General features: G+C 73.3%; 1 protein-coding gene. It reads right to left on the bottom strand.

What is annotated here, in order from left to right; all coding sequences use genetic code 11:
* On the bottom strand, nt 1-215 hold a 215-nt coding region (locus tag ACZ3HH_RS29800; RefSeq protein ID WP_465810144.1), incomplete at its 3' end, for an encapsulin.
* Between the last annotated feature and the right edge of the window lie 62 nt (nt 216-277).

Raw genomic sequence — 277 nt, 5'->3', positions numbered from 1 at the left:
CAGCACGACGCGCTGGCGCGCCCGCAGTCCGGTGTCGTCGCCGACGGGGCGCACTCGACCGGTGTTCGTCGACGAGTGCTGCCACCGAGGGGGCCGACGAAGTCGACGAGGCGGCGCGCGCCGAGGACGGGCTGCAGGCGCGTGCGGGCTTCGTCGTCGAGGGCGTCCCAGGTCTCGTCGGTGATCGGGGCGAGCGGGCGAGTGAGATGGTCCATCAAACCTCCTGGGAAACGCGGGCGCGGTTCGCGCCGATGCCGAGGGACGTGGGGGATGCCTC

The organism is Pseudomonas sp. PME37.24/025 (assembly GCF_055556615.1).
Note: the sequence above shows the minus strand (reverse complement) of the source record. Positions and strands in the feature narration are given on the sequence as shown.